We start from the raw sequence: 17,007 nt of genomic DNA on the forward strand, positions 1-17,007 counted from the left end.
GTAACCCCTGTCGTCGTCCGCAATCCGCTGCCACACTTCGCAGAGCGGAGCATGGAAGCATCCACACCGCAGGGGGGATCATTGATCATCGCCGACGGCTCTGAAGGTTCTGACGGCTCGAAACCCCACGACATCGCAGGCCCGCATTCATGGGCCTCCCATCGACTCGACGAAAGCGAATACGACGCGCTGCGCCACCTCACCGAGAAGGTCGGGAGCGATCCCTATCAAAACCTACCGGCGTTCACAGAAGACGCGCTGGAGGGGTGGAATGCGCTGACGCCCCGGACGCGAGCTCGGGTGGGCGGATTGGCCGATGGCTCCAGCAGACGGCCGGAGTTATACATCACCAACCTGCCCCGCAACGAGACTCTGGAGCCGACCCCGTCCACTTATCGTGCGGGAAGGACGACCGCCGGAATCCTCAGCGAATACCTGATGATGGTGTTGTCGGTCGGACTCGGCTACCCGATATCCTATGCGGATCAACGCGATGGAAACATCTTCCACGACGTGTTCCCCACTCGCCGGAACACCAAGGAACTGTCCAGTCAGAGCTCGACCGTGACACTCGGGTTCCACACGGAGATGTTCTTTCATCCGGTGGCCCCGGATTTCCTCATCCTCCACTGCCTGCGAGCGGATCCAGATCGGCGTGCGGTGACCAGTATCGCGTCGCTCGCCGATATTGAAGCCGGCCTCGATGCGGCTGCGCGAAAAGTACTGCGACAGCCCGACTTCGCCGTGGAACTGGCCGGCCTGCACGGTTCCTACACGTACGAAGGCCGCAAGATAGGCCGAGAAGATCCCAGGCCCGAGATCTCCGTTGTCAGCACCACGGAGCAGTTCGAGCGGTTCCGTTTCGAGCCGGCGCTGATGACGCCGCTCACCGTCGAGGCCTCCCGGGTTCTGCACAGCGCGGAGGCATCGGCCGACAACGTCGCCGCCCACGGGAGGCTGGGATCCGACACCCTCCTGCTCATCGACAACAGGCGCGCCGCGCACTCACGCTCGCCGTTCACGGCGAGATTCGACGGCACCGACCGCTGGCTGCGCCGCATGATGCTGAGGCAGGGACCGAAGCCGCGCTCGGGCTTCATCGACCAGCCGGACCTCGAGTTGGCACGCGCTTGGGGCGGATCGGACACCAAGGTGAAGTCGGCTGTTCCCCGTGCGGAAGACCCGGACCGAGGCGAGGAGTTCGAATGAGTTCGATCACATCCCATGCCCTTGCGGCGGAGCACTGCGATGCGGACGTGCTGCTCGACAATGTTCGACGGTCGCTCGCCGTCCGCCACTTCGCCCTGGTATCCGGCTTCACCGCCGAAGTCGGTTCATTCATCGAATTCATCTCAGAGCTCGGGAAACCTCTGACCTACTACGGGGGAACCGAGGGATCGCACCCCGACCATGGAGCCATTCATCGCGTTCGCTACGATCCGGAAGGGTCGAGCCGCGGCGAACTGCACGCCGTCGACGGCCCGCTGGATCTCCACTCGGCCCAGTCCCTCCGCGATCCGCGGCCCCAGTATTTCTGCATGCTCATGGTCGATTCCGGTTGGCAGGATCAGCCTTTCGGGAACAATGGCGAATCGGTCCTGATCTCGTGGTCCGATGCCTTCGATCTCCTCCAGGCACGGGACCCTGAAGCATACGAGCGTACGCGTGCCACGCTGCTCTCAGACATTCCGTTCCCAGACGGCACGGCGCGGCCGGTCGCCTATCACCTGGAGCAGACCCGGACGGAGAACGACCTCGGCGTGCGCCTTAAGTATGATCTGCTGGACAACTTGCGCGCCATCGATGCCGGATCACCTGAGGCCGAATCGGTTGCGTCGCTGTGTGACGCGGCGCGTGAGGCGTCCCGGTGCTTTCAGCTGCAGTCTCGCGATCTCGTGATCATCGATAACGACAGGTTCGGCCACGGCCGCATGCCGGTCTCCGGACGGCGCACCACCATGCGAGGCGAGGTGTGCCACAACCCCCGCGAATTGTGGAGCGTCACCCTTGCGTAACTGATCGCTTCAGAGGCGATGCCGGTCCGGCCATTCCGGCGGAAGTCGCTCTCGGCGGCGAACAGTCGGTGGGTGGTATACGAGACGCCACCGAAGCGCTGGATTCGCCCACCGGCGGCGCCTACGCCTGATGCCAACACCTCAACTGGTCGGCGACTGTGGGGCTCTGCGCAGGGCCGATGAGCGAGTTCATGCTCCGAAAGCAGCAAACTGACTGCGCCTCAGGTCGCACGTCGCTATAACGGAGCCATGATCTATCACGTGGTCACGCTCGATGACTGGCTTGCCGCCCCCGATCGCCCGTACTCACCCGCATCCCTCCCAAGCGACGGCTTCGTTCACTGCTCTCCCGACGAGGACACCACCCTCGCCGTCGCCACAGCCTTCTATCAGGCGGCCCCGGGACCACTCATGGCCTTGCTCATTGACGAGCAGAAGCTCGACGTCGTTGTGCGGTGGGAAGCCGCAGATCCCGCACCGCCCCCGGGAGTGGCACCCGACACGCTGTTCCCCCACGTGTTCGGACGCATCAACCGTGAAGCGGTCGACGGAATGATGGAGATCGCGCGCGACGAAGAGGGCCACGCGACGGGGCTGGCGGCCTGGTGAACCCCGGTGTGCTTGTCGCCCATGCCGGCTCGTCTGAACCAGCTCGGGATCCAAGTGGGCCGCTCCTCTCCGGACTCGACAGCACGTCGGCCCCCACTCAGTCCTGCTGCGGCTGCGCCAGGTCAGGTCAGGTCTGCGGGGTCTGTGCGGCGAGGGCCTGTGGGAGGGCGGCGCGGATGGCGGTGATCAGGGTGCGGCTGGAGTCGAAGGCGGCGGCCATGCCGGCGGTGGGGTTGGTGTCGGCCCGCTGGTGGAGGACGACTCCGAGGATGAGGCGGGGGACGCCCGCCACCTCCTGGGTGGCGGCCCACATGAGGTTGCCGCCGGCCGGGGTGGAGGAGCCGGTCTTCAACCCGATGACCCCGTCCTGCCCGAGGAGCTTGTTGCTGTTGTGTATCTGCACGCCGACGCCGGGGGCCGTGACGGCGGGCGTGGCCACGATCTGACGGAAGGCCTCGTTCTTCATGACGGCGCGGGCCAGCTTCAGCTGATCGGCCGCCGTGCTCGTCGTGCTGGACTCGATGCCGGAGGCCCCGGTGTAGGTGGTGCGGTCCATGCCGAGTGCCGCGGCGGCCTTGTTCATCTTCTGGGCGAACTCTTCCTGGCCGCCCGCGTCCCAGCGGGCCAGAAGCCTGGCGACGTTGTTGCCGGAGGGCAGCATCATGAGCTCCAGGAGCTGGCGCTGCGTGTATGCGTGCCCGGCCACGACGGGAGCGGTCGACTCGGTCGCGGAGAACGATTCGTCGGCGGCTTGCTGGTCGGCGATCACTCTCGCGCCGGGTGCGTCGCCGGGCATCGGGTGGCCGGCGAGGATCACGTAGGCGGTCATGACCTTGGTGACGCTGGCGATCGGTACCGGTTTCTGTTCGCCCTTGGTGCCGAGGCTGCCGATCCCCTCGACCTCCGCGCTCGCCTGGCCTTCCGTCGGCCACGGCAGGTCCATCGACCTGGCCAGGGAGGTCACGAGGGCAGCCTTCGGGCCGGGGTGCTCGTCGCCGCCGAAGGCGTACCAGGTGCCCGCACCGGTCACCAGGACGGCGGCGGACAGCGAGAGGGCGAGCGACCTGCGCAAGCCGGAGCGGCGGGTGGCGGACATGGGGGCACCTCCAGAAAGGAACGAGTGCGGTTCCCGCACCCGAATTCACCTTCGAGGAGTCGTGCTTCCGGACCGGTGCGCCCCTGCTTCCGCCGCCATGAGGTCCCGTTGCGGTTCTGTTTCAGTCCGGTCCGGGAGCCAAGTCGAGGGTGGCGACCGCGCCCCCGTCCGGGGCGTTCGCGAACGTCAGCCGGGCCCCGAGGACGCCGACTTGCCCGAGCGCGATGGTGAGCCCGAGACCGTGCCCGCGACCCCGCTCGGCCGATCCCGTACGGAAACGCTGCGGGCCCTCGTCGAGCAGCGCGGCGGGAAACCCCGGGCCGTGGTCCCTTACGGCCATCCGTGCGCCCGTGACGGTGACCTCGACGGGGGCCGCTCCGTGGCGGTGTGCGTTGGTCACGAGGTTGACCACGATCCGTTCCACCCTGCGCGGGTCGGTCTCGACGACGTGGGCGGCCCCGACCGTGACGACGGTCGGCGTCTGCGTCCGGCGGACGACATCGGCGACCAGCTCGCCCAGCGGCACCGCGTCGGTCCGGGCCTGTTCGGCCCCGGCGTCGAGCCGGGAGATCTCCAGGAGGTCCTCGACCAGCCCGTTCAGGGCCCGGGCCCGGTCGCGTACGAGTCCGGCCACCTCGTCGTCCTCCGGAAGGAGCCCGGCGGCGGTGGAGAGGCCCATCAGCGGGGTGCGCAGTTCGTGTGCGACGTCCGCCGTGAAACGCCGTTCGCCCTCCAGTTTCAGCTGCAGGGCCGCGGCCATCTCGTCCATGGCGGCCGACATCTCGGTGATCTCGTCCCGGGCCCGGCCGCCGGGGCCGATCCGGGCGTCGAGGTCGCCGGCGGCGATGGCCCGGGCGGTACGGGAGCCACGGCGCAGCCTGCGGTTCATCGGCTCGGTGGCCAGGGCGGCGAGCGGCACGACGACCAGGAGGGCGGCCAGCACGGCCTTGACGATGCTGCGGTCCAGGAGCTGGAGGCCGCGCACCTCGGCACTCATGTCCGTCCGGACGACCAGCACCCGATCACCCTCGACGGGCATGGCCGCCCACAGCCAGTACCAGTTGGGGGGTTTGCGGTCGTACCAGGTCGCGTACAGGCCGTTCTTGTCCTTGGCGGCCAGCGCCCTCGCGAGCGGCTCGGCGAGTTGCCCCGGTGTCAGGACCTCGACGTCGAGCGGCGCCGTGCCCGTGCGGGTGTACTCGCGTTCCGCGGCGGCCATCCGGGCTGCGATGCGGTCGTCGCCGGTGCGCTCGCCGCGTTCGGCCATCGCCTGGTGGACGAGTACGCCGATCACCGCGGCCACCGCGCAGCAGGCGGCCGCAGTCAGCGCGGCGATCTTCCAGCGCAGGGCGCGCGGGTTGAGGAATGCCATGTGCCGACCGGCCCCTCAGGTGCGGACGAGCTTGTAGCCGAAGCCGCGGACGGTCTCGATCCGGTCGGCGCCGATCTTCTTGCGCAGCCGCAGCACGCACAGGTCCACGACCCGGGTGTCGCCCTCCCAGCCGTAGTCCCAGACGTCGCGCAGCAGCCTGCGACGGTCCAGCACGGCGCCGGGAGCAGCGGCGAACTCCAACAGCAGGCGCAGCTCGGTGGGGGTCAGCGGGACGGCCCGCCCGCCCCGGCGCACCTCCAGGCCGAGCGTGTCAACGGTCAGGTCGCCGAAGGCCAGTACCCGGGCGGCCTTCGCGGGAGACGGGGCGTCGGCGGAGGGGGCCTGCGACTCCGCCGAACCCGCCTCGGGCTCGGCCGGCCGGAAGGTCGCGCGGCGCAGCAGCGTACGGATGCGGGCGACGAGGACGGAGGTGTCGACGGGTTTGACGACGTAGTCGTCGGCGCCCGCTTCCAGCCCGGCGACCACGTCCAGGGCGTCACCGCGCGCGGACATCATCAGGACCGGGACCAGGCTCTCCTCGCGGATCCGGCGGCACAGCCCGATGCCGTCCAGTTCCGGCAGCATCACATCCAGGATCAGCAGATCGTGCGCGCCGGCCCGGAACGCCTCCAGGCCGCCGAGTCCGTCCGCGGCCACCGCGACCTGGTAGCCGTAGCGCTCCAGGGACAGCTGGACAGCGCGGCGGATGGTGGCGTCGTCCTCGACGACGAGGACACTGACGGGGTCGGGGACCCGGGTTTCCAACACGCCACCTACTCGCTCATACATGGACATACGTTCCGGCCATCGTAGTCAGTGCGTGGACCGTGCGGCCCCGGTCACAGCCGGACGGAGGCAGCGACGGGCAGGTGGTCGCTGCCGGTGGCCGGCAGGGTCCACGAGGAGACCGGGCTCACCCCCTTCACCAGGATCTGGTCGATGCGGACCATCGGGAACGAGGCGGGCCAGGTGAAGCCGAAGCCGGCCCCGGCCTCCCCCTGCGCCGAGCGCAGCGGTGCGGTCACCGGGCCCAGTGCCGAGTCCTCGGCCGTCCCGTTGAAGTCGCCCATCACGACGACCCGGGGCAGCACCTCGGCCCGTACGGCCTCGGCCAGCTTCCCGGCCGACTCGTTGCGGCGCGCGGTGGTGAAACCGGCGCTCGGGATCACCCGTACCGAGGCAAGGTGGGCGGCGAACACGGCGACGGGCCCGCTCGGGGTGTCGACCGTGGCCCGTACGGCGCGCGTCCAAGGCATGATCGGCACCGGCTCCACGCCGTGCAGCGGGTACTTGCTCCACAGCCCGACGCCCAGGTGCACCGAGTGGTACGGGTAGCGGGCGGCCAGCTCGCGCTCGTACACGGGCGTCGCCTTCGTGGACAGCTCCTCCAGCGCGAGCACGTCCGCGCCCGACCCGGCGAGGGCCCGCGCGGTGCGCAGGGGGTCGGGGTTCTCCTCGTCGACGTTGTGGCTGACCACGGTGAGGTCCCCGCCCGCGGCGCGCTTGTCGGTGAGCATCCCGCCGAAGAGGGAGACCCAGACGACCGCGGGCGCCAGTACGGCGACCGCCGCGAGCCGTGAACGTCTCACCACCGCCAGCGCCAGCAGCGCGGGGACGCTCAGCCAGGCCCAGGGCAGGAACGTCTGGAACAAACTGCCCAGGTTCCCGAACCCGTTCGGGACGTGGGCGTGCAGCGCCATGACCAAGGCCCCGCACAGCGCGGCGGCGGCGACCAGCCACCCTCGTCGGCCCCTGGCACTAGGGCGCCCACGAACCCCTTCGGCGCCCTGTGGCCCGGCGTCGGACCCCACCTCGACGGTGGGCCCGGTACGGTTCGAAGTGCTCAGCACGGCAACGGCCTCCCGGCATCACGTACACCGGGGATCGGGTACCGCCACAGATTCGCGCCGGCACACTTCCAGCCGATCAGGGCCCCACTTCGAGCACCGCACGGCTGTGTTTCAGGTAGGTATCGGCACATCCGCGCCGGCTTCGACATCGCACTCGAATGCCGGCTGGGGCCTCCTATCGCGACACCAAGCGGCCCTGCCGAACTGTCACCACAGCCAGCACGGGTCCCGGCAGACCGGGCACCGGCGCCCTCAGCCTGGGATCATCTGGGCGCGGCCTCCTGCAAGGTGGCCGGCGGGGTCGCGCGCGTGGCGGATCCTGACGAAATCGCCGAGGTTGCGTGGGTGCCCCTGTCGGAGATCCCGCAGTACATCCCGTACGGACTCTTCACGCCGGTCCAGCAACACCTGGACGTTGTCCTTCGATCTTGACCACGTCAACCAGGCACACTCCATCCACGGATCACGCGCCCCTGCCGGGCCCAACCAGCACGGGAACCAGCACCGCACCCCCACATCAGGCGTAACTCCGCAATTCCGACAGGGGTTTCCCGCCCGCTTCCGGAGGGGGCCGAGGGGATCGGTTCGGGTCGTATGGTGGCGCCGCACACCCAGGTGGGGTTGATTGTGATGGCACGCCACATATGCCGCCGACCTGCGGACTCCTACGTTGTGCCCACACCCGACGTCCCCGCAGACCCCTGGAAGTGGTTCACATGGCCTCCACCGCAGCCGACCCAAAGGCTCCATCCGGAATACGGCGGATCGTCGCCGCCAGTCTCATCGGGACCACCATCGAGTGGTACGACTTCTTCCTCTACGGGACCGCCGCCGCCCTGGTCTTCAACAAGCTGTTCTTCCCCACCGCGGATCCGCTCACGGGCACGCTGATCGCCTTCCTCACCTACGCCATCGGGTTCCTCGCCCGGCCGTTGGGCGGGGTCGTCTTCGGGCATTTCGGGGACAAGGTCGGGCGCAAGAAGCTGCTGGTGCTGAGTCTGCTGATGATGGGCGGGGCGACCTTCGCGATGGGGCTGCTGCCCACCCACGCGAGCATCGGGGTCGGTGCTCCGATCCTGCTGACCGCACTGCGCCTGGTGCAGGGGTTCGCGCTGGGCGGCGAGTGGGGCGGGGCCGTGCTGATCGTGTCGGAGCACGGCGGGGCCGAGCACCGCGGGTTCTGGGCCTCCTGGCCGCAGTCCGGCGCCCCCGGCGGGAACCTGCTCGCGACCGGGGTGCTGGCGCTGCTCGCCGCCGTGCAGTCCGATGCGGCGTTCCTGTCCTGGGGCTGGCGGATCCCGTTCCTGCTCTCCGGGGTCCTCGTGATGGTCGGGCTGTGGATCCGCCTCTCCGTGTCCGAGTCGCCCGTCTTCCTCGCGGCGCAGGCCGCGGCCGCGGCCTCGGGGCGGGCCGAGGAGGAGAAGGCCCCCGTGGTCCAGGTGTTCCGCAAGGACTGGCGGCAGGTGCTGACCGCCATCGGCACCCGCTTCGGCGAGAACATCTCGTACTACGTCCTCACCTCCTTCCTCCTCGTCTACGTCACCACCCACCTCGGGCTCCCCAAGACCACCGCGCTCAACGCGCTCCTGATCGGCTCGGCCGTCCACTTCCTGACCATCCCGGCCTGGGGCGCGCTGTCGGACCGGATCGGGCGCCGGCCGGTGACGCTGATCGGCTCGGTCGGCATGGCGGTGTGGGCGTTCGCGTTCTTCGCGCTGGTGGACTCGAAGTCGTTCGGCGTGATCACCCTCGCCGTCACCGCCGGGCTGCTGCTGCACGGGGCCATGTACGGGCCGCAGGCCGCCTTCATCTCGGAGATGTTCGACACCAAGGTCCGCTACTCGGGCGCCTCGATGGGCTCCCAGCTCGCCTCGATCATCGCGGGGGCCTTGGCCCCGATCATCGCGGTCGAGCTCCTGAAGGACTACGACTCCTCCGTGCCGGTCTCCGTCTACCTGTCGGGCGCCGCCCTCGTCACCACCCTCACCGTCCTCCTCGCCCGGGAGACCCGGGGCCGCGACCTGTCCGTCCCGAAGGGAGCGGCAGGGGCGGAGAGAGCGGGCGCGTCGGCCGCGGGGAACGGGTACGCCGCCGCGGTCTCCGATTCCGCCTGAGCCTCACCGACCCCCGGGCCGCCCGCCGTGACCGGTGCCTCCGGTCCGGCGGGCGGACCCGCTCGCCACCCCGGAGCGAAGGGCTGCCAGCATGGCCCCCGTGAACGATCCCGCCGCGCCCGCGGCCGCGCTGCGTCAGCTCCTCGACCTGCTCGCCCAGGGCGCGCCCGTCGAGCACTTCGCGCGGCCCGGCGCGCAGGCCCGTACCGCCGGGGCCGGGGCCGCCGAGCAGGCCCTCGTCGAGGAGGCCACCCGGGTCGCCCTCGACATCCGGCGCACCCTCGACCAGCACCGCAGGCGCGAGGCGGAACTCACCGCCCTGTTCGACACGGCCGGCGACCTCGCGGCCCTGCGCGATCTCGACGCGGTGCTACGGGCCATCGTGCGGCGGGCCCGGACCCTGCTCGGCACGGACTGCGCCTACCTCACCCTCAACGACCCCGTCGCCGGCGACACGTTCATGCGGGTCACCGACGGCTCCGTCTCCGCCGCCTTCCAGCAGTTGCGCCTCGGCATGGGCGAGGGCCTCGGAGGTCTCGTCGCGCAGACGGCCCGGCCGTACGCCAGCTCCGACTACCGCACCGACGACCGCTTCCGGCACACCAGCACCATCGACGCCGGGGTGTGCGAAGAGGGGCTGCGGGGCATCCTCGGGGTGCCGCTGCGCGTGGCCTCGCACGTCATCGGGGTGCTCTACGCCGCCGACCGATCGGTGCGCGCCTTCACCCCCGACGCGGTGGCGCTGCTGTCCTCGCTGGCCGACCACGCCGCCGTCGCCATCGACGGGGCGCGGCTGCTGGAGGAGACCCGTACGGCGCTGGTCGAGCTGAACGCCGCCACCGAGACCGCCCGGGCCCACAGCGAAGCCACGCGGCTGGCCACCGAGACCCACGACCGGCTCACCGACCTGGTCCTGCGCGGCGGGGACGTCACCGATGTGGCCCGGGAGGTGGCCGCGCTGCTGCGGGGCGGGCTGGTGGTGCACGATGCCGAGGGCGCCGAGCTGGCCCGGGTCGCCACCGAACCGATCGGCGCGCCCGTCAAGGGGGTGGCGGCCTCCCGTTCCGGCGGCCGGGCCGTGCCGGTCGACGGGGTGTGGGTCTGCGCCGTCCTGGCCGGCCACGAACTCCTGGGCAGCATCGCCCTGACGGGCCGGGCCGAGCTGTCGGACAACGACCGGCGGCTGTTCGAACGCACCGGCCTGGTCACCGCGCTCCTCCTGCTGCTGCGCCGCTCGGTGGCCCACACCGAGGACCGGGTGCGCGGCGAGCTCCTCAGCGACCTGCTGACCCCGCGGACCCCGGGGCACACCCCCGACAGCGGCAGCCGGACGATCCGGGCCCGCAAGCTCGGCGTCGACCTCGCCCGCCCGCACTCCCTGCTGGTGCTCCACTGCGACGCGGCGCAGCGGACCCGGCTGTCGGCGGAGGCGGCACGCCGCGCCCGTGCCCTCGACGGCCTGGCCGGGCTGCACGAGGGGCATGTCGTGCTGCTCGCCCCGGCCGAGAGGTCCGGACACCTGGCGCGGTCCCTCGCGGCGGAACTGGGCCAGGCGCTGGGCACGCCCGTGACCGTGGGCTCGGCCGGTCCGGCCGGCGACCCTGGCGGGCTGCCCGGCGTGTACGCCGAGGCGGTGCGCTGCCTGCGTGCCCTGCACGCGCTGGGCCACACCGGCCACGGGGCCGCCCTGCCGGACCTTGGCTTCGTCGGCCTGCTGCTCGGGGACCACGGTGACGTCGGCGGGTACGTCGACCAGGTGCTCGGCCCCGTCATCGACTACGACGCGCAGCGCGGCACCGAACTGGTCCGCACCCTCCAGGCGTACTACGTCCACGGAGCGAGCCTCTCCAAGGCCAAGGAGGCGCTGCACATCCACGTGAACACCGTCGTGCAGCGCCTCGACCGGATCGGCCGCCTCCTGGGCGAGGACTGGAACACTCCCGCCCGCGCCCTGGAGCTCCAACTCGCCCTGCGCCTCCACCTCCTGGCACACTCCGCCCCGCCCACAAACTGAGCCGCACCACTCAGGCGCCCGACTCAGCCGACCGACTCAGCCGGGACTGGGCCGCAGGCGCTTGCGCCGAAAGGCCCCGCCCTACCCCGTCCCCGGGGTGACCAGGCCCGTCTCGTAGGCCAGGACGACCGCCTGGGCGCGGTCGCGCAGGCTCAGCTTCGCGAAGATCCGGGCCACGTGGGTCTTCACGGTGGCCTCGCTGAGCGTGAACTCCCGGGCCAGTTCGGCGTTGGAGAGGCCGTGGCCCATCAGCGTGAGCACCTCCCGCTCCCGCGGGGTGAGGGCGTCCAGGTCGGGGTGGGGCACCGGAGTCGGGCCGCCGCGCGCGGCCGATCCGGCGGCGCAGCGCTCCACCAGCCGTCGGGTGATCGACGGGGAGAGCAGTGCGTCGCCGGTGTCGACGAGCCGTACGGCGTTGGCGAGATGCTCGGGCGTGACGTCCTTGAGCAGGAACCCGCTGGCTCCGGCGGCGAGGGCGGCGTAGACGTACTGGTCGAGGTCGAAGGTGGTCAGCATGATCACCCGGCATTCCGGGGCCTCGGCAAGGATCTGCCGGGCGGCCTCCAGCCCGTCCAGGCGGGGCATGCGGATGTCGAGGAGGACGACGTCTGGGCGCAGCCGGCGGACCTCCGAGACGGCCTCCACCCCGTCGGCGGCCACCCCCACCACGTCGATCCCCCGGGCGGTGAGGATCATGCGGAACCCGGTGCGGACGAGTTCCTGGTCGTCCGCGATGACCACCCGGGGCGAGGCGGCCCTTGGCTCCGGCCCGGCGCCCGGGGTGTGCGTGGTGGTCACGGCCGCTCCAGCGGGAGGCGGGCACGCACCCGGTAGCCCCCGCCGAGGCGGCGCCGGGCGTCGAAGTCCCCGCCGTACACGGCGACCCGCTCGCGCAGTCCGACAAGTCCGTGCCCCGCGCCGTCCGCCTTCGGGCGCGCCGCCGCGGTGGACGCGGGCGGGGCGGAATCGGATATCCGGTCTCCGGACAGCACGCTCGGTCCGCTGTTGAGCACCTCGACCCTCAGTGCCCGATCGGCGTATCTCACCGTCACCTCGGCCTTCACCCCATCCCCGTGTTTGAGTGCGTTGGTCAGCGCCTCCTGGATGATCCGGTAGGCGGTGACGTCGATCCCGGCCGGCAGCGGCCGCGGCTCGCCGGATATCCGGACTTCGACCGGCAGCCCGGCGAAGGCTATCCGGTCGATCAGCGCACTGAGCCGCCTCAGGCTCGGCTGCGGTGTCAACTCCGCTACCGCTTCACGTGTTTCGGCGGCTCCTCCCCCGTACGGTTCGTCGCGGCCGTCCTGTGCCGGCGCGAGCAGTCCCAGCAGGTGCCGCAGTTCGGTCATGGTCGTACGCCCGGCCTCCTCCACGGCGGCCATCGCGGCGGTCGCCTCCATCGGCATCGTCGCCAACACCTCGCGAGCGGCGCCGGCTTGGACGATCATCAGGCTGACGTTGTGGCTGACTATGTCGTGGAGCTCCGCCGCTATCCGGGCCCGCTCCGCGTCCACCGCGGTCCGGGCAGCCGTCTCCCGCTCCCGCTCCAGCAGCCACCCCCGCTCCTGGATCGCCGCCCGGTGCGCCGCCCGGGCCCGCAGGAGCGCCGCCGTCAGCCCGAACCCCACCGACACCACGCACACCGCGGCCACCACGACAGCGAACGCCCATCCCGTCGACATGACAACTCCCCTCCCCCACCGGTGGCCGTCACCGTTTTCGATCTTCCAAGATTCTCCTACCCGACCCTCGCAGGCATCCCGCGTAGTCCGCATCACCCTCCGGGTGCTGTCCCCGCGTACATCCCCAGGATGACGTGGTCTCCCCCTTACATCCGGGGGGTGACGCGGCACGTCCGACGGGCCTTCTAGGTTCGTGCCATGACACCTCATCACGACAGCGTCGGCAGTCCCGACAGCGCCGACGGCCCCGGCCGGGTCGTCGTCCGCCTGGACCGCGTATCGAAGGAGTACGGCGACACCCTGGCGCTCGACGCCCTGTCCCTGGAGATTCGCCGGGGCGAAGCGGTCGCCGTGATGGGCCCCTCCGGCTGCGGGAAGTCCACCCTCCTCAACATGGTGGCGGGCCTGGACCGGCCGTCCGCCGGGACGATCGAGGTGCACGGCCAGGACCTCGGCGGCCTCACCGAGACGGGCCTGGCCCTCTACCGCCGCCGCGACGTCGGCATGATCTTCCAGTTCTTCAACCTCATCGAAGACCTGCCGGCGCTCGACAACGTCGCGCTGGCCGCCCAGCTCACCGGCACTTCCGCCCGCCAGGCCCGCCGCCGCGCCCTGGAACTCCTCGACGAACTCGGCGTCGCCGACCGGCGCAACAACTACCCGGCGACGCTGAGCGGCGGCGAACGCCAACGTGTCGGCGTGGCAAGAGCCCTGATGAACCGTCCGGCCCTGCTCCTGGCGGACGAGCCGACCGGGGCCCTCGACAGCCGCTCGGGCGAGCAGGTGATGGACCTGCTGATCGACCTCAACCAGATAGGCCAGACCCTGCTGATCGTCACCCACGACCCGCACCTGGCCACCCGATGCGCCGGCCGCCTCGTCGAGATGGCCGACGGCCGCATAGCCCGCGAACGCACCCTGGAAGGCGGGGCCTTGGACGGCTCATCCCTGGACGGCACGACCTCGGACGGCGCCACCCCCAACGGCGAGACCCTGAACAGCGAGACCCCGAACGGCAAGCCCCTGGAGCGTTCCGCGTGAGCGCCGTATGGCGCGCCTCCCGGGCCGCCGTGAAGCGCCGCCGGGTCCAGACCTTCGTCATCGGCCTCGTCGTCCTCTGCTCCACCACCACCGTCCTGCTCGCGCTCGGCCTGCTCGCCGCGGCCTCGGGCCCCTTCGACAAGGCGTACACCGCGCAGCGCGGCGCACACACCGTGGCCACGTACGACCCGGCGAAGGTCACCGACGCCCAACTCGCGCGGACGGCCGACCGTCCGGGGGTCGCGGCGGCGGCGGGCCCGTTCAGCCAGGCCGTCGTCGACGTCCCCGAGAGCTGGCTCTGGATGCCGGCCGGCCCGCTCACCGTGGTGGGACGCGCCGATCCGGCGGGCCCGGTCGACCGGGTCGACGTCTTGATGGGGCACTGGCCGCACGGCCCCGGTCAGATCGTCGTCAACTGGGCGGTCGACGGCACCCCGTACGCCGACCTCCTCGGCACGAAGCTCGAGGTACCGGGACTCCCGACGCTCACCGTCGTCGGTTTCGCGACGAGCATGAGCAAGTCGGCCGCCGCCTGGGTGACGCCGGAGCAGGCCGCGGCCCTCCACCCGACCGCCACACAGATGCTCTACCGCTTCACCGACCCGTCCACCGACGCCCACCTGCGCGATTCGCTCGCCCGGGCCACGGACGGACTTCCCGCGGACGCGCTGACGGCCGCGCAGACCCACCTCACCCTCAAGAAGGCCTTCTCCGCCCGCGCGGACGCCTATCTGCCCTTCATCTCCCTCTTCGGCGTCCTGGGCCTGCTCGTCTCCGCATTGATCGTCGCGAACGTGGTCAGCGGCGCCGTGGTCTCCGGCAACCGGCACATCGGCGTCCTCAAAGCCATCGGATTCACTCCGAACCAAGTCGCCGCCGTCTACCTGACGATGGTCTCGGTCCCCGCCGTGGCCGGCTGCCTCCTCGGCACCCTGCTCGGTAACCTGCTGGCCGCGCCCATCCTGCAGATCGCCTTCTCCGGCATCGAGACGGGGATGGCGGGCGTGGGGACCGTCCCGCCCTGGGTCAGCGTCGCGTGCCTGGCCGGGATGCCCGCCCTGGTCGCGCTGACCGCCCTCGTACCGGCCCTGCGCGCTCACCGGCTGCCGGCCGCGCAGGCCATCAGCGCGGGCGGCGCGCCCCGCACCGGGCGCGGGCTGCGCGTCCAGCGCGTGCTGGCCTCCTCACGGCTGCCGCGCTCCGTCAGCCTGGGCCTCGGCCACCCGTTCGCCCGCCCCGGCCGCGCCTTCATGACCACGGCGGCCATCCTCCTCGGCGTCGCCACGGTGACCCTGGCGACCGGTCTGACCAGCACGATGGTCTCGTACGCTCAGACTGCCCGCGGCCCCGGCGGACCGGTGGTCTACGTCGCCGTCGGCGGCCACGGCAACAACCCCGTCAAGCCGCTGCTGACCGACGCGCAGATCGAGGAGCGGCTGCGATCGCTGGGGGCGCAGCAGTTCCAGGCCCGCGCGCTGACCCAGGTCGGGCTGGTCGGGTACGCGCAGCCCGCCTTCGGGAACTTCTACCGAGGGAACCCGTCCCCGCCCGAGGCCTTCGTCGAAGGCCGGCCGCCCAGCGGACCCGGCGAGATCGCGGCGGGCCCCTCGTTCCTCACCGAACGCGGGCTGGCGGTGGGCGACCGGGTCACCCTGGAGGTCAACGGGAGGCGGACGGCCGCGACCATCGTCGGCCGGCTGATCGACAGCGACGCGCGCTCCCTGGACTCCACGTGGGAGACCCTCGGCCGACTCGCCCCGGACAGCCGCCCGGTCGAGTACGCCGTCCGGCTCGCCCCGGGAGCGGACGCCCGCGCCTACGCGGAGGCCGTCGACGCGGCCGACCCCGGACTGCGCGCCGAAGTGGTGGACTCCGCAAAGGTCAACGCCGCCACCACCACCGTCGTCGGCTTCTCCTCGGTGTTCTCGGCCCTGCTGGCCCTCGTCGCCTCGCTCGGCGTCTTCAACACCGTCCTGCTCAACACCCGTGACCGCCGCCGCGACCTGGGCATGCTCAAGTCGATCGGCATGACCCCGCGCCAGGTGGTCGCCATGACGGTGACCTCGGTGACCGGACTCGGCCTGGTCGGCGGGCTGCTCGGGATCCCCCTCGGGATCGTCGCGCACCGGCTCGTCGTGGACAACGTGGGCATCGTCGCCTTCCCCGAGTCGATGAAGGACGTCTGGCACGCGCCGCAGCTCGCCGGAATGCTGTGCGCGGGGGTCGCCATCGCCGTCCTGGGCGCGCTCATCCCGGCCCGCTCGGCGGCCCGGACGACCATCGCCGCGGCCCTGCACACCGAGTAGCGCCCGCCGCCCGACCCGCCGTCCGCCTCGACCTTCCGTCCCGCGGGGCGCTCAGCCCTGCGGGTGCCCGTCCCCGTCCCCGTCCCCGGACGAAGCCTCCACGATGCGCCCGTCGCGCAACTCCACCACCCGGTCCGCCAGTTCCATCAGCGCCGGGTCGTGCGTGGCGACGAGCGCCGTGACCCCCTCACTGCGCACCACGGCGCGCAGCAGCCGCATGATCTGCCGGCCGGTGTCGGAGTCGAGCTGGCCCGTCGGCTCGTCGGCGATGATCAGATCGGGCTCGTTCGCGAGGGCCCGCGCGACGGCGACCCGCTGCTGCTGGCCGCCGGAGAGTTCGCCGGGGCGCTGTTCGGTCTGTTCGGAGAGGCCGACGAGGGCGAGCAGGGTGCGGGCCCGTTCCTCGCGCTGCTTCGCCGGTACCTTGCGCAGCCGCATCGGGACCCCGACGTTCTCGGCGGCGGTCAGGGCGGGGATCAGGCCGAAGGACTGGAACACGAAGCCGATCCGGTCGCGGCGCAGCGCGAGGCGGCCGTCCTCGTCGAGACCGGCCAGATCGGTGCCGTCCAGGGCGACGCTGCCGCCGGTCGGGGTGTCGAGGCCGCCGACCAGGTTCAGCAGGGTGGTCTTGCCGGAGCCGGACCTCCCCTTGAGCGCGGTGAGTTCGCCGCGGCGGACCTCGAAGGACACTCCGCGCAGGGCGTGCACCGCCTGCTCACCCGTTCCGAAACTGCGCCGCACGTCGTCGACCACCACCATCGGCGGCGCCCCGGCGTCCTGTCCCGACTCGTCCCGCGGTTCCTGTCGCCGTTCCTGGTCCTGCGTCATGCTGCGGTTCCCCCTCCAAGCGGATGAGCGGATGAAGCCGAGAACGGCGTTCTTTCGGTCCCGCCCCCACGATTTGTTCA

At 71.4% G+C, this 17,007-nt stretch carries 14 protein-coding genes; 7 read left to right on the forward strand and 7 right to left on the reverse strand.

Going from position 1 to position 17,007, the window contains the following annotated elements:
* Positions 1-81 precede the first annotated feature (81 nt).
* The 3 genes from ACFYYB_RS20625 (at position 82) to ACFYYB_RS20635 (ending at position 2,624) form a co-directional block, all read left to right on the forward strand.
* Positions 82-1,209, forward strand: coding sequence for a TauD/TfdA family dioxygenase (locus tag ACFYYB_RS20625; protein ID WP_389436648.1), 1,128 nt, complete (start codon positions 82-84; stop codon positions 1,207-1,209).
* Positions 1,206-2,015, forward strand: a complete 810-nt coding sequence (locus ACFYYB_RS20630; protein ID WP_389436649.1) for a TauD/TfdA family dioxygenase — start codon at positions 1,206-1,208, stop codon at positions 2,013-2,015. The genes ACFYYB_RS20625 and ACFYYB_RS20630 overlap by 4 nt, the downstream gene beginning before the upstream one ends.
* Before the next feature lie 249 nt (positions 2,016-2,264).
* Complete coding sequence (locus tag ACFYYB_RS20635) at positions 2,265-2,624, forward strand: DUF952 domain-containing protein (protein ID WP_389436650.1); 360 nt, start codon at positions 2,265-2,267, stop codon at positions 2,622-2,624.
* Between the two features lie 127 nt (positions 2,625-2,751).
* Here ACFYYB_RS20635 and ACFYYB_RS20640 read toward each other — a convergent pair whose 3' ends face one another.
* The 4 genes from ACFYYB_RS20640 to ACFYYB_RS20655 all read right to left on the reverse strand — a co-directional run bounded on the left by ACFYYB_RS20640 (position 2,752) and on the right by ACFYYB_RS20655 (position 6,903).
* Positions 2,752-3,720: a D-alanyl-D-alanine carboxypeptidase family protein gene (locus tag ACFYYB_RS20640; protein WP_389436651.1), complete on the reverse strand. Its 969-nt coding sequence runs from the start codon at positions 3,718-3,720 to the stop codon at positions 2,752-2,754.
* A gap of 121 nt (positions 3,721-3,841) precedes the next feature.
* Positions 3,842-5,092 carry a sensor histidine kinase gene (locus ACFYYB_RS20645; protein WP_389436652.1) on the reverse strand — a complete coding sequence of 417 codons (1,251 nt, stop codon included), beginning with the start codon at positions 5,090-5,092 and terminating at the stop codon, positions 3,842-3,844.
* Between the two features lie 15 nt (positions 5,093-5,107).
* Positions 5,108-5,881 carry a two-component system response regulator CseB gene (gene cseB / locus ACFYYB_RS20650; protein WP_389436653.1) on the reverse strand — a complete coding sequence of 258 codons (774 nt, stop codon included), beginning with the start codon at positions 5,879-5,881 and terminating at the stop codon, positions 5,108-5,110.
* Between the two features lie 50 nt (positions 5,882-5,931).
* Positions 5,932-6,903, reverse strand: coding sequence for an endonuclease/exonuclease/phosphatase family protein (locus ACFYYB_RS20655; RefSeq protein WP_389437223.1), 972 nt, complete (start codon positions 6,901-6,903; stop codon positions 5,932-5,934).
* A gap of 755 nt (positions 6,904-7,658) precedes the next feature.
* Between ACFYYB_RS20655 and ACFYYB_RS20660 the strand changes: the two genes are divergently transcribed.
* Together ACFYYB_RS20660 and ACFYYB_RS20665 are read left to right on the forward strand one after the other, a co-directional pair.
* Positions 7,659-9,056 carry an MFS transporter gene (locus ACFYYB_RS20660; RefSeq protein WP_389436654.1) on the forward strand — a complete coding sequence of 466 codons (1,398 nt, stop codon included), beginning with the start codon at positions 7,659-7,661 and terminating at the stop codon, positions 9,054-9,056.
* Between the two features lie 91 nt (positions 9,057-9,147).
* Entirely contained in the window at positions 9,148-11,070 is a 1,923-nt protein-coding gene (locus ACFYYB_RS20665) for a helix-turn-helix domain-containing protein (RefSeq protein WP_389436655.1), read from the forward strand.
* Positions 11,071-11,151: 81 nt separating this feature from the next.
* Here the strand turns inward: ACFYYB_RS20665 and ACFYYB_RS20670 are convergent, their stop codons facing one another.
* Both ACFYYB_RS20670 and ACFYYB_RS20675 read right to left on the reverse strand, forming a co-directional pair.
* Entirely contained in the window at positions 11,152-11,868 is a 717-nt protein-coding gene (locus tag ACFYYB_RS20670) for a response regulator (RefSeq protein WP_389436656.1), read from the reverse strand.
* Positions 11,865-12,752 carry a sensor histidine kinase gene (locus ACFYYB_RS20675; RefSeq protein WP_389436657.1) on the reverse strand — a complete coding sequence of 296 codons (888 nt, stop codon included), beginning with the start codon at positions 12,750-12,752 and terminating at the stop codon, positions 11,865-11,867. The genes ACFYYB_RS20670 and ACFYYB_RS20675 overlap by 4 nt, the downstream gene beginning before the upstream one ends.
* A gap of 198 nt (positions 12,753-12,950) precedes the next feature.
* On the opposite strand from ACFYYB_RS20675, the gene ACFYYB_RS20680 reads away from it, so the two are divergent.
* Both ACFYYB_RS20680 and ACFYYB_RS20685 read left to right on the forward strand, forming a co-directional pair.
* Positions 12,951-13,793 (forward strand): ABC transporter ATP-binding protein, encoded by an 843-nt coding sequence (locus tag ACFYYB_RS20680; protein WP_389436658.1) that lies wholly within the window; start codon positions 12,951-12,953, stop codon positions 13,791-13,793.
* Complete coding sequence (locus ACFYYB_RS20685) at positions 13,790-16,099, forward strand: FtsX-like permease family protein (RefSeq protein ID WP_389436659.1); 2,310 nt, start codon at positions 13,790-13,792, stop codon at positions 16,097-16,099. The genes ACFYYB_RS20680 and ACFYYB_RS20685 overlap by 4 nt, the downstream gene beginning before the upstream one ends.
* A 51-nt stretch (positions 16,100-16,150) precedes the next feature.
* On the opposite strand, the gene ACFYYB_RS20690 is transcribed toward ACFYYB_RS20685, so the two are convergent.
* Positions 16,151-16,927, reverse strand: coding sequence for an ABC transporter ATP-binding protein (locus tag ACFYYB_RS20690; protein WP_389436661.1), 777 nt, complete (start codon positions 16,925-16,927; stop codon positions 16,151-16,153).
* Positions 16,928-17,007: the final 80 nt, after the last annotated feature.

The organism is Streptomyces sp. NPDC002886, assembly GCF_042888445.1.
Classification (GTDB): domain Bacteria; phylum Actinomycetota; class Actinomycetes; order Streptomycetales; family Streptomycetaceae; genus Streptomyces.